Origin of the sequence: Atopomonas hussainii, assembly GCF_900109735.1 — a bacterium.
In the GTDB taxonomy this organism is placed as follows: Bacteria; Pseudomonadota; Gammaproteobacteria; order Pseudomonadales; family Pseudomonadaceae; genus Atopomonas; species Atopomonas hussainii.
This window is the reverse complement of record NZ_FOAS01000011.1, coordinates 82,037-94,396: the sequence shown is the minus strand read 5'-3', so window position 1 is coordinate 94,396 and position 12,360 is coordinate 82,037. Positions and strand designations below refer to the sequence as shown.

The following is a 12,360-nucleotide window of genomic DNA, read 5'->3' as shown; positions in this document are numbered from 1 at the left end:
CATGTTGCATCGCTTACTGCCCCGCCTAAATCCGGTCAATCAACGTCGTCTGCGCCGATTTATGGCCAACCGCCGTGGCTATTGGTCGCTATGGGTGTTCCTCGCCCTGTTTATTTTGAGCCTCGGCGCCGAGCTGATCGCCAACGACAAACCTTTGCTGGTGGTCTATGACGGCGGCCTTTATGTGCCAGTACTCAAGCGCTATGCCGAGACCGACTTCGGCGGCGAATTCCCCCTAGAGGCCAACTACAAAAGCCCGTACATCCGCGAGCTGATCGCCGAGAAAGACGGCTGGATGGTCTTTCCGCCGATCCCCTTTAGCTACGACAGCATTAACTACGACCTTAAAGTACCGGCCCCCGCGCCGCCCTCAGCGGATAACTGGCTGGGCACCGACGACCAAGGCCGCGACGTGATGGCGCGGGTAATTTACGGCTTCCGCATCTCGGTACTGTTTGCCCTTACCTTGACCATCATCAGCTCGATCATTGGCGTGTTTGCCGGGGCCTTGCAGGGCTTCTATGGCGGCTGGGTCGACTTGGTCGGCCAGCGCTTCTTAGAAGTCTGGTCGGGCCTGCCGGTGCTGTATTTGCTGATTATTCTCGCCAGCTTCGTGCAGCCGAATTTTTGGTGGCTGCTGGGCATCATGCTGCTGTTCTCGTGGATGAGCTTGGTTGATGTGGTGCGCGCTGAGTTTTTGCGCGGCCGTAACCTCGAATACGTGCGTGCTGCACGGGCACTGGGCATGGGCAATGGCGCGATCATGTACCGGCACATCCTGCCCAATGCCATGGTCTCTACCATCACCTTTATGCCGTTTATTCTCACCAGCGCGATTGGCACCCTGACCTCGCTGGACTTCCTAGGTTTTGGCCTGCCTGCTGGCTCGCCATCGCTGGGTGAACTGGTTGCCCAAGGCAAGAGCAACCTACAAGCGCCGTGGCTCGGCATCAGCGCCTTTATGGTGCTGTCGGTCATGCTCACCCTTCTTGTGTTCATCGGCGAAGCCGCCCGTGACGCCTTCGACCCACGGAAGTAAGCCATGAGCGAACAAGCCTTAATCAGCGTTAACAACCTAACCGTCGAGTTTTTACAAGGCGTGAAGCCCACCCGCGTGGTGCACGGGGTGAGCTTTGAGATTCGTAAAGGCGAAACCTTAGCCCTCGTGGGCGAAAGCGGCTCCGGCAAATCCGTCTCGGCCAACTCGATTTTGCGCCTGCTGCCCAAAGCCATCACCCGCTACCCTGCCGGAGAGATTCTGCTCGACGGGCAAAACCTGCTGGGCATGGATGAAAGCGCCCTGCGCGGCATTCGCGGCAATCGTGTGGCCATGGTGTTCCAAGAGCCGATGACCTCGCTGAACCCGCTGCACAGTGTCGGCAAGCAAATCGCCGAAGTGCTGGAGCTGCATAAAGGCCTACGCGGCGAAGAAGCCAAGCAGCGCATCATCGAGCTATTTGACTTAGTCGGTCTGCCAGAGCCAGCCAAGCGCTTAAGCGCCTACCCGCACGAAATGTCCGGCGGCCAGCGGCAGCGCGTGATGATCGCCATGGCGCTGGCCTGCGAGCCCGACGTGCTGATCGCCGACGAGCCGACCACCGCGCTGGACGTCACCGTACAGCTAAAAATCCTCGATCTCCTGAAAGATTTGCAGGCCCGTTTGGGCATGGCGATTTTGCTGATCAGCCACGATTTGAACTTGGTGCGGCGAATTGCCCATCGCGTATGTGTCATGAAGCAAGGTGAGATCGTCGAAACCAACGATTGTGAAGCACTGTTCACCTCGCCCGGTCATCCCTATACCCGCGAGTTGATCGCAGCCGACCCCAGTGGCGATCCGGCGGCTAACGCCCCCGGTGAGATTATTCTGCAAGCCGAACAGCTGAAGGTCTGGTTCCCGATCAAGAAAGGCATTCTGCGCCGCACCGTCGACCACGTTAAAGCGGTTAACGGCATCAGCTTCAGTTTGCCGCGCGGGCACACCTTAGGGATTGTCGGCGAAAGTGGTTCTGGCAAATCGACCCTCGGCATGGCGCTACTGCGCTTGCTGGGTAGCGAGGGCCAAATCCGCTTTCACGGACAAAGCCTGCAAGGGCTGTCGCAGCACGAAGTACGCCCGCTGCGCCGGCAACTGCAAGTGGTGTTTCAAGACCCTTACGGCAGTCTGAGCCCGCGTATGTCGGTGGGCCAGATCATTGGTGAAGGCCTTGAGATCCACGGCATGGGCTCTGCCGACGAGCGTGAACAAGCGATTATTGAGGTGCTCACGGAAGTGGGGCTCGACCCCGAAACGCGCCATCGCTACCCGCACGAGTTCTCTGGCGGGCAGCGCCAGCGTATCGCCATTGCTCGTGCACTGGTGCTGAAACCTGAGCTGATCCTGTTGGATGAGCCCACCTCAGCCCTAGACCGCACCGTGCAGCGGCAAGTGGTCGAGTTATTGCGCGACTTGCAGGTCAAGTACAACCTGACCTACCTGTTCATCAGCCACGATTTGGCCGTGGTCAAGGCGCTCAGCCATCACCTGATGGTGGTGCGCCAAGGTCAAGTGGTGGAGCAAGGCGAGGCAGCCGGAATCTTCCGTGATCCCCAGCATGCCTATACCCGGCAGCTGTTAGAAGCGGCGTTTATGCGCCACTAACACTGCCCAGACAAAAGGAAGGAATGACCATGGGTTTTCTCGCAGGTAAACGCGTTTTGATCGTTGGCGTAGCCAGCAAATTGTCGATTGCCTCCGGCATCGCCGCCGCCATGCACCGTGAAGGCGCAGAACTGGCCTTCACCTACCAGAACGACAAGCTCAAGGGCCGTGTCGAAGAGTTCGCCGCTGGCTGGGGCTCCGGCCCTGAGCTGTGCTTCCCCTGTGATGTGGCCAGCGACGCCGAAATTGAATCAGTGTTCGAAGCCCTTAGCCAAAAGTGGGACGGCCTCGACTGCATCGTGCACTCGGTCGGTTTCGCCCCCGGCGATCAACTGGATGGCGACTTTACCGACGTCACCACCCGCGAAGGCTTCAAGATTGCCCACGACATCAGCGCTTACAGCTTTGTCGCCCTGGCCCGCGCTGGTCGCAAGATGATGGCCGGTCGCAACGGCAGCCTGCTGACCCTGTCGTACTTGGGCGCCGAGCGCACTATGCCTAACTACAACGTGATGGGCATGGCCAAGGCCAGCTTGGAAGCCGGTGTGCGCTACTTAGCCACCAGCTTGGGCCCAGAAGGCACCCGCGTGAATGCGATCTCCGCCGGCCCAATCCGTACTTTGGCGGCCAGTGGCATTAAGAGCTTCCGCAAGATGCTCGCCGCGAACGAACGGCAAACCCCGCTGCGCCGCAACGTGACCATCGACGAAGTCGGTAACGTGGCTGCCTTCCTCTGCTCTGATTTGGCTTCAGGCATGAGCGGTGAAATCACCTATGTCGACGGCGGCTTCAATATCACCGCTATGGGTGGCTTAGAGGAGTAATCACAGTCTCTACTACCCCATAAACAAAGAGGCCGCTCAATGAGCGGCCTCTTTGTTTATCGCTAAAGCCCAAGCGCGGTTTCCCGCGCCGGGCAATATCGCTTAAAACTTCTCGACTTCCGCTGTGCTTTGCAGCGCGTTGCGATAAGCCTCAAACGTTTGCTGGCCATTACGCGAGGCCAAGTAGCGCTGGAACATCGCCTGCTCTTCGCTAGCGAGCTCAACCTCACCCTCAGTCACAGCATCCACACGGATCACCACAACGTCACCGCTACCCAGCACTGCCTGGGTATACACAGGCTTACCGGCTTCAGGCTTAGCCTGGCGGAACACCACCTGCAGCACTTGCGGGTTCACGCCTTCTTGCATGCGTGTGCCGGCCTTGGTTTCTTCCCAAGCCACATTAGCGGCTTCACCAGCCTCAAGCTTGGCCAGCAAAGCGTCAGCAGCCGCTTTAGCTTGCTCGTTGGCTTGCTCTTGCTTGAGCAGATCGGCAATCGCGGTAGAGACGTCTTCCAGCTTCTGCTGCTTGGGCTTCAGGTGCTCTTTTACGCGCAGCACCAACACAGTGTCGGCATCCAGCTCGATCAGTGAGCTGTTGGCCCCCTCTTCCAGCACTTCTTGGCTAAAGGCTGCACGCGCTACCTGCGGGTTAGCCAGCACGCCTTCGCCACCGTTACGGGTAAACGCGGCACTGGTTTCCACCTTCAGGCCCAACTCTTCAGCAGGCTGCTGCAGGTCTGACGACTCGTAAGCAAAGCTTTCCAGCTGACGGCTGCCTTCGACAAACAGTTTTTCCACTTCGCTGTTCTTCAGCTCTTGCTCCAGCTGCGGACGCAGGGCTTCCAGCGTAGGAACTTCAGCCGCTTGCACGCCCAACAGCTTGATCAGGTGCCAACCGAACTCAGTACGCACCGGCTGCGACACTTCGTCAGCGCCCAGCGCATACAGGGCTTTTTCAAACTCTGGGTCATAAACGCCAGTACCGGCGTAACCCAGATCGCCACCGTCGGTGGCTGAACCTTTGTCGTCAGACAGCTCTTTGGCCAGCGCGGCAAAGTCTTCGCCTTTGTTCAGGCGTTCTTGCACAGCTTCTAGTTTGGCTTTGGCTTGGTCGTCGTTCAGCTCGCCGACTTCTACCAAAATGTGCGCAGCGCGGCGCTGCTCGCCCAAATTAGCAATTTGCTGACGATACAACTCTTCCAGCGCTTCTTCGGTGATTTCCACCTGATCGAAGTAATGCGCTTTGTTCAGGCTCAGGTAGTTAACCACGACCTGCTCAGGGCTCATGAACTCCGCTTTATGCGCTTCAAAGTAAGCTTTTACTTCGTCATCGCTGGGAGTAATCGCGCTGCTGTCTGCCTTGATCACATGCAGGGCGAAATCACGCTTTTGCTGCTCTAACGCAGCCAGCTCACGCACTTCTTTGCCGGTGGAAAAATCACTGGCACCAACGCCCAAGCGCAGCTGATTGAGCAGCACATCTTGAGTCATCGAATCGCGGAAGCTTTGGCGGTTCATGCCACTCTGGCTAATCAGCTGATCGAAACGCTGGGCATTGAACTTGCCTTCCAGCTGGAAGGCCGGCTCTTGCAGAATCAACTGATCGAGTGCCTGCGGGGCCAGATCCATTTTGCCGTCGCGGGCGGCTTGGATCAGCACACTGCGCTCGATTAAGCCCTTCAGGGCCGCTTCGCGCAGCAGTTTGTCGTCAATCAGCGACTCATCAAACTGATTACCTAACTGCTGGTACAGCGCACGACGCTGACGCTCAACCGCGCGTTCCAGCTCTACCTTGCTGATCACTTCGCCGTTCACTTCAGCCGCGTCTTGGCTGTTGGAGGCCAAGTTCACGATGCCGTCAAAGCCAAACAGTGCCATCACCAGCACCACAGCGCCGATCACAACCTTCGAGATCCAGCTCTGCGAATTGTCACGAATGTTTTGCAGCATGCTTCCCCCAGCGTGCTTGTCTGCCCAAAAACCTTGGGCCTTAACAAAAAAGGCGCATCCTCGTAAGGATGCGCCTTTCTGGAATAGTGGCGCAGCGGACGGGACTCGAACCCGCGACCCCCGGCGTGACAGGCCGGTATTCTAACCGACTGAACTACCGCTGCGCAGAGGAGCGCCTTACAGCACTCCTAGTCCGACCGACGCTTAGTTAACGGCGTCTTTCAGAGCTTTACCGGCTTTGAAGCCCGGGATCTTAGCAGCCGCGATTTCGATCGGGTTGCCAGTCTGTGGGTTACGGCCAGTACGAGCAGCACGCTCTTTAACCGCGAAAGTACCAAAGCCTACCAACACAACAGACTCGCCTTTCTTCAGCGCGTCGGTGATGGATTCGGTCACTGCGTCCAGTGCGCGAGCAGCAGCAGCCTTCGGGATATCAGCAGATGCGGCGATAGCATCAATCAGTTCCGACTTGTTCACTCTTATGTCCCCTTTTTGGTACGGAGTTATGTTTCTAATGTCTGGTCTAAGCAATTCGGGCTGAGTGGCTTGCCGACACTATAGGCGCCGCTTTATAGCAAGCGCGAAAAACCAGTGTCAAGGAAGCCCCCAAGCTCAATGTGTGCTAACGCGATCGTTTGCGTCAGGCTCTCGTTTCTCGTCCCCGGCTACCAAACCGGAAGCCGCTTCGGACAAGGGTTCCGGGGCGTATTGCAGCGCAATTTGCAGGACCTCGTCAATCCATTTCACCGGCTTAATGGTCAGATCGGCCAAGATGTTGTCGGGGATGTCGCGTAGATCACGGCGATTATCCTCCGGAATGACCACGGTTTTGATCCCGCCACGATGCGCCGCTAGGAGCTTCTCTTTCAAGCCGCCAATGGCCAGCACTTGCCCACGCAGGGTGATTTCACCGGTCATCGCCACATCGGCTTTCACCGGAATGCCGGTGAGCGCTGAAACCAGCGCCGTGCACATACCGATACCGGCACTGGGGCCATCTTTGGGGGTGGCACCTTCGGGCACGTGGATATGCACATCGTGCTTCTCATTGAAGTCACTGGCGATCCCCAACGAGCGAGCACGGCTACGAACCACTGTGAGCGCCGCCACGATGGATTCCTGCATCACATCACCCAACGAGCCGGTTTTCGTCACAGCGCCCTTACCGGGCACCACAGCGGCTTCTAGGGTAAGCAACTCACCACCGACTTGTGTCCAGGCAAGGCCAGTAACTTGGCCGATCTGGTCTTGCTCTTCGGCCAAACCGTATTTGAACTTGCGCACACCCAAGTAGTGTTCAAGCTGATCAGCCTGCACTTCAACGCTGAATTTCTTCTTCGCTGCGTTCTCACGCACCACCTTGCGGCACACCTTAGCCAGCTGACGCTCCAGGCTGCGCACGCCGGCTTCGCGGGTGTAGTAACGCACCACATCCAACAGCGCCGCATCGGCCATGCTCAGTTCGGTGTCTTTCAAGCCATTGGCTTTCAGCTGCTTAGGCAGCAGGTAACGCTTGGCGATATTGAGTTTTTCATCCTCGGTATAACCCGGGATACGGATCACTTCCATGCGGTCGAGCAAAGGCCCGGGGATATTCATCGAGTTGGAGGTACAGATGAACATCACGTCCGACAGGTCGTAATCGACCTCCAGGTAGTGATCGTTAAAGGTGTGGTTCTGCTCAGGATCAAGCACTTCGAGCAGCGCCGAAGCCGGATCGCCGCGCATATCGCTGGCCATCTTGTCGATTTCATCGAGCAAGAAGAGCGGGTTGCGCACCCCTACCTTGGTCATTTTCTGCACCAAGCGACCCGGCATAGAGCCAATGTAGGTACGGCGATGACCACGAATTTCCGCCTCATCGCGCACACCACCTAAAGCCATGCGCACGAACTTACGGTTGGTTGAGCGGGCAATCGATTCGGCCAGCGAGGTTTTCCCCACACCCGGCGGTCCCACCAAGCACAGTACTGGGCCTTTGAGCTTTTTCACCCGTTTTTGCACGGCGAGATACTCAAGGATGCGTTCTTTGACATCCTCAAGGCCAAAATGGTCGGCTTCGAGAACATCCTCAGCTTTAGCCAGATCCAAACGCACTTTGGTCTTGGCTTGCCACGGCACGTTAAGCATCCAATCCAGATACGAGCGCACCACGGTCGCCTCTGCCGACATCGGCGACATTTGCTTGAGCTTATTCAGCTCAGCCATGGCTTTGGTTTGCGCTTCTTTGGTCATCCCGGCCGAGTCGATGCGCTTTTTCAGCTCATCAATCTCGTTATGGCCTTCGTCGATATCACCGAGTTCTTTCTGAATGGCTTTCATTTGCTCATTCAAGTAGTACTCGCGCTGGCTGCGTTCCATCTGCTTTTTCACCCGACCACGGATGCGCTTTTCAACTTGCAGCAGATCGATTTCCGCCTCGAGCAGGCCTAATACCTGCTCGACACGCTCAACCAAGGGTACAACTTCAAGAATCGCTTGTTTCTGCTCAAGCTTGAGCTGCATATGCGCCGCCATGGTATCGACCAAGCGGCTTGGCTCTTCGATGCTCTGCAGCGACGACAGCACCTCAGCCGGGACTTTTTTACCCAGCTGCACGTACTGTTCAAATTGGGTCATGAGACTGCGCCCCAGCACTTCCATCTCACGATCATTGGGGGCACTTTCTGCTAGCACCGCAACATCGGCGGTCAGGTAATTGTCCTGCTGCTGAATGGCCTGCAGCGTGCCGCGCGCCTCACCCTCGACCAACACCTTCACGGTGCCATCGGGGAGTTTTAACAGCTGTAATACGGTGGCAACACAGCCCATGTCATACAGGGCGTCGGCAGACGGATCGTCGTCACCCGGATTGCGCTGCGACACCAACAGAATCTGCTTACTGCCGCGCATCGCTTGCTCAAGCGCAGCGATGGATTTATCCCGACCGACAAACAGCGGGATGACCATGTGGGGGAACACCACCACATCGCGCAGGGGTAACAGAGGGAGATTCACTACTTCGGTCATATTCATTCTCGGGCGACGGTGAAGCGCGTCGACGCGCATAGGCTTACCTCCAAGATGGGGGCAGCCTAGGGAAAAAACAAGGAAAAGAGCGCAATAGACTGGCCGCGCGTTAAAACATTAGCGGCACAAACAAAATGGGAGCCTTACGGCTCCCTTAGGAATCAGGCGTCTGGCGCGGCTTTCGCGCTAGGCTCGCTGTTCTCGTAAATTTGTAACGGTTTGGAGTCACCGGTCACGACACTCTCGTCGATCACCACCTTGCTGATGCCTTCCAGCGAGGGGATTTCGTACATAGTGTCGAGCAAGATGCCTTCCATGATCGAACGCAGGCCACGGGCGCCGGTTTTACGCTCCAGCGCTTTGTTGGCGATTGCCGTCAGCGCATCGGGGCGGAACTCCAACTCCACATCTTCCATATCGAACAGGCGGGCGTACTGCTTAGTCAGGGCGTTTTTCGGCTCAGACAAGATTTGTACCAGGGCCGCTTCGTCCAGCTCTTCCAGCGTTGCCAAGACCGGCAGACGGCCGACGAACTCAGGAATCAGACCGAACTTAACCAGATCTTCCGGCTCGACTTCGCGCAGCGCGTCGCCGACCTTCTTGCCTTCGTCCTTGCTGCGCACTTCGGCATTAAAGCCGATGCCACCTTTGGTGGAGCGCATTTGCACAACTTTCTCAAGCCCGGCAAACGCACCACCGCAGATGAACAGAATATTGCGGGTATCGACCTGCAAGAACTCCTGCTGCGGGTGCTTACGGCCACCTTGCGGCGGTACCGAAGCAACCGTGCCTTCGATCAGCTTAAGCAGTGCTTGCTGCACGCCCTCACCCGATACGTCACGAGTGATCGACGGGTTGTCGGACTTACGGGAAATCTTGTCGATTTCGTCGATGTAGACGATGCCCATTTGGGCCTTTTCTACATCGTAGTCGCACTTTTGCAGCAGCTTTTGAATGATGTTCTCAACGTCCTCACCCACATAACCGGCTTCGGTCAGGGTGGTGGCATCGGCGATGGTGAATGGCACATTCAGCAAGCGCGCCAAGGTCTCAGCCAGCAGGGTTTTACCCGAGCCAGTGGGGCCAATCAGCAAGATATTACTCTTACCCAGCTCAACATCGTCTTTTTTGTCACGCTGGTTCAGGCGCTTGTAGTGGTTGTACACCGCTACTGAAAGCACCTTCTTGGCACGCTCCTGACCGATCACATATTGGTCAAGAATGCCGCTAATTTCTTTCGGTGCGGGCAGTTTCTGACTGGCACTGTCAGTCTGCGCTTCCTGCACTTCTTCGCGAATGATGTCATTACACAGATCAACACATTCGTCACAGATAAAAACCGACGGGCCGGCAATCAGCTTGCGTACTTCATGCTGGCTCTTGCCGCAAAAGGAACAGTACAGCAGCTTGCCGTTGTCCTCGCCGTTGCGGGAATTACTCATTCGCTCAATCCAGTCGTAAAAGGCTTCAAAAACAAGATGAAGGCAAAGTGGGCTATTTTCAAGCCCACAAAGCACTTACTGCGACGATCAAACCTATCACGTCAATCAGGCGGGCATCTCACGGCGCGACAAAACCTTGTCAATCAAGCCGTATTTCACCGCATCATCGCCACTCATGAAGTTGTCGCGATCGGTATCACGGGCAATCACATCAATCGGCTGACCGCAGTGATCGGCCAAGATTTTGTTCAGGCGCTCGCGAATGGTGAGGATCTCACGGGCATGGATTTCGATATCCGAAGCCTGCCCTTGGAAACCACCCAGCGGCTGGTGAATCATCATGCGTGAATGCGGCAGGCAGTAACGCTTGTCTTTGGCGCCACCGGCCAACAGCAAAGCACCCATACTGCATGCCTGACCGATACAGATGGTCGATACGTCCGGCTTAATGAATTGCATGGTGTCGTAGATCGACATACCGGCAGTCACCGAACCGCCCGGCGAGTTGATGTACAGGTGAATGTCTTTGTCCGGGTTTTCAGCTTCCAAAAACAGCAGCTGCGCCACGACCAAGTTGGCCATGTAATCTTCAACCTGCCCCACCAAGAAGATCACGCGCTCCTTTAATAAGCGCGAGTAGATATCGTAAGCACGCTCACCACGGGCCGACTGCTCGACCACCATAGGCACTAAGCCGCCGGCTGCTTCAATCATCGGGGGGAATTTGCCGCTATTCATTACGGACATGCATCACTCCTTAATCAGAAAAACATAAGCCAGCCCGAAGGCTGGCTTATGTGCATGTGCTTGAGGTTGAGCTGAGCTTATTCCTGCTCGGCTCCAGCGGCCTTGACCGCCTCCTCGTAGGAGACCTGTTTATCGGTCACCTTGGCCTTCTCGAGCACAGTATCTACAACTTGTTCTTCCAAGACAACCGAGCGAACTTCGTTCATCTGCTGATCGTTCTTGTAGTACCAGCTAACAACCTGCTCAGGCTCTTGGTAAGCACCGGCCAGCTCTTCGATCATCGCTTTAACGCGTGCTTCGTCGGGCTTCAGGTCGAACTTCTTCACCACTTCAGCGACGATCAGACCTAGGCTTACACGGCGCTTGGCTTGCTCTTCGAACAACTCAGCCGGCAGCTGGTCAGCCTTCAGGCCACCACCAAACTGCTGCACAGCTTGCTGACGCAGACGGTTAACTTCAGATTCGATAGCGGCTTTCGGCACTTCGATCGCGTTAGCCGCCAACAAGCCGTCCATTACCTGGTTTTTCACCTTGGTTTTGATTGCTTGCTTCAGTTCACGCTGCATGTTCTTGCGAACTTCTTCGCGGAAGCCGGCTTCGCCACCTTCGCTGATACCGAACTGAGCGAAGAACTCTTCATTCAGCTCAGGCAGTTGCGGGGCTTGCACCTTAGTAACCGTCACAGTGAACTCAACCGCTTGACCGGCCAAATCCTTGTTGTGGTATTCCTCAGGGAAAGACAGGTTGAGCACGCGCTCTTCACCGGCCTTGGCGCCAACTAGGCCATCTTCAAAGCCCGGGATCATGCGGCCGCTGCCCAGCACCAGCTGAGTGCCCTTGGCGCTACCGCCGGCGAAGGCTTCGCCGTCTTTCTTACCGACGAAATCGATAACCACTTGGTCATCGTTTTGTGCGGCGCGATCAGCATCGACGTAGCTGATGTTCTGCTTACGCAGCACGTCGAGCATTTTGTCCAGATCAGCGTCAGCCACATCAGATTGCAGACGCTCAACTTCGATAGTTTCGAAGCCGGCTACGTCGATTTCCGGGAACACTTCAAAGGTCGCGATGTACTCGAGGTCTTTACCTTTTTCGAATACTTTCGGCTCAACCGACGGCGCACCGGCCGGGTTCAGCTTTTCCTGCACCACAGCTTCATAGAAAGAAGACTGGATAACGTCGCCCAGCACTTCCTGACGCGCTGAGTCCTCGTAGCGCTGACGCACAACAGTCATCGGTACTTTGCCCGGACGGAAGCCCGGAACTTTAACGCGACGGGCAGTCTGCTGCAGACGCTTGTCCACTTCTTTCTCGATGCGCTCGGCAGGTACGCCGATGGTCATACGACGCTCGAGAGCCGTGGTGGCTTCAATGGAAACTTGCATGAATCATCCTCACCAACAGATACAGAAGGGCACACCGCCCCAAACCAAGGCGGGCATTCTAGTGCCTGAACGCCCATAAGTCACGCAGCCGACGACGACTGTGACAGCAACTTATAAAGGGGTGGGAGGGTGCAGTAATAATGGTGCGGAAGGAGAGACTCGAACTCTCACGCCTCGCGGCGCTGGAACCTAAATCCAGTGTGTCTACCAATTCCACCACTTCCGCAAGTGGCTTACAGCCAAACGTCAGATGAGCATCTAACGCTTCTAAATATGGGGTGGACGATGGGAATCGAACCCACGACAACAGGAGCCACAATCCTGTGCTCTACCAACTGAGCTACGCCCACCATATAGAG

General features: G+C 56.4%; 9 protein-coding genes and 3 tRNA genes. 3 read left to right on the top strand and 9 right to left on the bottom strand.

The window, feature by feature from the left end:
* Position 1 precedes the first annotated feature (1 nt).
* From BMX80_RS12030 to fabI, 3 genes are read left to right on the top strand one after another with little or no spacing between them, the layout of a single operon-like run.
* A complete protein-coding gene (locus BMX80_RS12030) occupies positions 2–1,039 on the top strand; it encodes an ABC transporter permease (protein ID WP_074868821.1) in 1,038 nt (345 codons plus the stop codon).
* Positions 1,040–1,042: 3 nt separating this feature from the next.
* On the top strand, positions 1,043–2,641 hold the full coding sequence (locus tag BMX80_RS12025; RefSeq protein ID WP_074868818.1) for an ABC transporter ATP-binding protein: 1,599 nt from the start codon (positions 1,043–1,045) through the stop codon (positions 2,639–2,641).
* Between the two features lie 29 nt (positions 2,642–2,670).
* The gene (fabI, locus tag BMX80_RS12020; RefSeq protein WP_071871312.1) at positions 2,671–3,465 is read left to right on the top strand and encodes an enoyl-ACP reductase FabI; all 795 of its coding nucleotides are present in this window, start codon (positions 2,671–2,673) and stop codon (positions 3,463–3,465) included.
* 102 nt (positions 3,466–3,567) lie between these two features.
* On the opposite strand, the gene BMX80_RS12015 is transcribed toward fabI, so the two are convergent.
* The 9 genes from BMX80_RS12015 to BMX80_RS11975 form a co-directional block, all read right to left on the bottom strand.
* Positions 3,568–5,418 (bottom strand): SurA N-terminal domain-containing protein, encoded by a 1,851-nt coding sequence (locus BMX80_RS12015; protein ID WP_074868816.1) that lies wholly within the window; start codon positions 5,416–5,418, stop codon positions 3,568–3,570.
* Between the two features lie 87 nt (positions 5,419–5,505).
* Positions 5,506–5,582, bottom strand: a tRNA-Asp gene (locus BMX80_RS12010).
* 40 nt (positions 5,583–5,622) lie between these two features.
* Positions 5,623–5,895, bottom strand: coding sequence for an HU family DNA-binding protein (locus tag BMX80_RS12005; RefSeq protein ID WP_071871310.1), 273 nt, complete (start codon positions 5,893–5,895; stop codon positions 5,623–5,625).
* Between the two features lie 135 nt (positions 5,896–6,030).
* Entirely contained in the window at positions 6,031–8,427 is a 2,397-nt protein-coding gene (lon, locus tag BMX80_RS12000) for an endopeptidase La (protein WP_071871424.1), read from the bottom strand.
* 161 nt (positions 8,428–8,588) lie between these two features.
* Positions 8,589–9,869: an ATP-dependent Clp protease ATP-binding subunit ClpX gene (gene clpX / locus BMX80_RS11995; RefSeq protein ID WP_071871309.1), complete on the bottom strand. Its 1,281-nt coding sequence runs from the start codon at positions 9,867–9,869 to the stop codon at positions 8,589–8,591.
* A 105-nt stretch (positions 9,870–9,974) separates the two neighbouring features.
* Entirely contained in the window at positions 9,975–10,616 is a 642-nt protein-coding gene (clpP, locus tag BMX80_RS11990; protein ID WP_071871308.1) for an ATP-dependent Clp endopeptidase proteolytic subunit ClpP, read from the bottom strand.
* A 77-nt stretch (positions 10,617–10,693) separates the two neighbouring features.
* Positions 10,694–12,001 (bottom strand): trigger factor, encoded by a 1,308-nt coding sequence (tig, locus tag BMX80_RS11985; RefSeq protein ID WP_074868813.1) that lies wholly within the window; start codon positions 11,999–12,001, stop codon positions 10,694–10,696.
* Positions 12,002–12,142: 141 nt separating this feature from the next.
* Positions 12,143–12,227: transfer RNA gene (locus BMX80_RS11980), tRNA-Leu, on the bottom strand.
* 48 nt (positions 12,228–12,275) lie between these two features.
* Positions 12,276–12,351: transfer RNA gene (locus BMX80_RS11975), tRNA-His, on the bottom strand.
* Between the last annotated feature and the right edge of the window lie 9 nt (positions 12,352–12,360).

Excerpts from the sequence above, each read along its gene's own strand:
- tig (WP_074868813.1), bottom strand. The coding sequence starts at position 12,001 with ATGCAAGTTTCCATTGAAGCCACCACGGCTCTCGAGCGTCGTATGACC.
- BMX80_RS12015 (WP_074868816.1), bottom strand. The coding sequence starts at position 5,418 with ATGCTGCAAAACATTCGTGACAATTCGCAGAGCTGGATCTCGAAGGTT.
- clpP (WP_071871308.1), bottom strand. The coding sequence starts at position 10,616 with ATGTCCGTAATGAATAGCGGCAAATTCCCCCCGATGATTGAAGCAGCC.
- clpX (WP_071871309.1), bottom strand. The coding sequence starts at position 9,869 with ATGAGTAATTCCCGCAACGGCGAGGACAACGGCAAGCTGCTGTACTGT.
- BMX80_RS12030 (WP_074868821.1), top strand. The coding sequence starts at position 2 with ATGTTGCATCGCTTACTGCCCCGCCTAAATCCGGTCAATCAACGTCGT.
- BMX80_RS12025 (WP_074868818.1), top strand. The coding sequence starts at position 1,043 with ATGAGCGAACAAGCCTTAATCAGCGTTAACAACCTAACCGTCGAGTTT.
- lon (WP_071871424.1), bottom strand. The coding sequence starts at position 8,427 with ATGACCGAAGTAGTGAATCTCCCTCTGTTACCCCTGCGCGATGTGGTG.
- fabI (WP_071871312.1), top strand. The coding sequence starts at position 2,671 with ATGGGTTTTCTCGCAGGTAAACGCGTTTTGATCGTTGGCGTAGCCAGC.